Annotated in this window: 1 protein-coding gene; it reads right to left on the minus strand. The window is 74.0% G+C overall.

What is annotated here, in order from left to right:
- Positions 1 to 43 precede the first annotated feature (43 nt).
- Positions 44 to 1,294, minus strand: a 1,251-nt coding sequence (locus tag AOK18_RS20725; RefSeq protein ID WP_055695340.1) for a GuaB1 family IMP dehydrogenase-related protein, incomplete at its 5' end; no start/stop codon positions are given.

Raw genomic sequence — 1,294 nt, forward strand, 5'->3', positions numbered from 1 at the left:
CCGGCCGTCCGGGGGCCGGGCCCGGCCGGACGGCCGGGCCCGGTCAGGTCCAGCTGGCGTGCAGCGGCTTGCCCTCCGCGTACCCGGCGGCGCTCTGGACGCCGACGACGGCCCTCTCCGCGAACTCCTCCAGGGAGCCGGCACCCGCGTAGGCGCAGGAGGAGCGGACTCCCGCGATGACCGAGTCGATCAGGTCCTCGACTCCGGGCCGGGCCGGGTCGAGGAACATGCGGGAGGTGGAGATGCCCTCCTCGAACAGCGCCTTGCGGGCCCGGTCGTAGGCCGATTCCTCCGAGGTGCGGTTGCGTACGGCGCGCGCGGAGGCCATGCCGAAGGACTCCTTGTAGGGGCGTCCGTCCGCGTCGTGCTGGAGGTCGCCCGGGGATTCGAAGGTCCCGGCGAACCAGGAGCCGACCATCACGTTGGACGCGCCGGCCGCGAGGGCCATCGCCACGTCGCGCGGGTGGCGGACGCCTCCGTCGGCCCACACGTGCTTGCCGTACTTCTTCGCCTCCGCCGCGCACTCCAGGACCGCGGAGAACTGCGGCCGGCCGACGCCGGTCATCATGCGGGTGGTGCACATGGCGCCGGGGCCGACGCCGACCTTGACGATGTCCGCGCCGGCCTCGATCAGGTCGCGGACGCCCGCGGCGGAGACCACGTTGCCCGCGACGACCGGGACCTGCGGGTCGAGGTCGCGGACCAGCTTGAGGGCGCTGATCATCGACTCCTGGTGCCCGTGGGCCGTGTCGATGACGAGCGTGTCGACGCCCGCGTCCAGCAGCTGCCGGGCCTTGCCCGCGACGTCGCCGTTGATGCCGACGGCCGCGGCGAGGCGCAGCCGTCCCCGGTCGTCGGTGGCCGGCGTGTACAGGGTGGCGCGCAGGGCGCCCTTGCGGGTGAGGATGCCGGCGAGGCGGCCGTCGGCGTCGACGGCGGGCGCGTAGCGCCGGTTGGCGCCGTCGAGGGTGTTGAAGGCCTCGCGCGGGTCCATGTCGGCGTCGACGAGCAGCAGGTCGCGGGACATGACCTCGCTGAGCTGGGTGAAGCGGTCCACGCCGGACAGGTCGGCGTCGGTGACCACACCGACCGGCCGGTGCCCGTCGTCGACGACGACGCCCGCGTTGTGGGCGCGCTTGGGCAGGAGGGCAAGCGCGTCGGCGACGGTCTGGTGCGGGGCCAGCACGATGGGAGTGTCGAGGACCAGGTGGCGGCTCTTGACCCAGGCGACGACCTCGGTGACGACCTCGATCGGGATGTCCTGCGGGATGACCACGAGCCCGCCGCGGCGGGC

The organism is Streptomyces prasinopilosus (genome assembly GCF_001419695.1).
GTDB classification, from domain to species: Bacteria; Actinomycetota; Actinomycetes; order Streptomycetales; family Streptomycetaceae; genus Streptomyces; species Streptomyces prasinopilosus.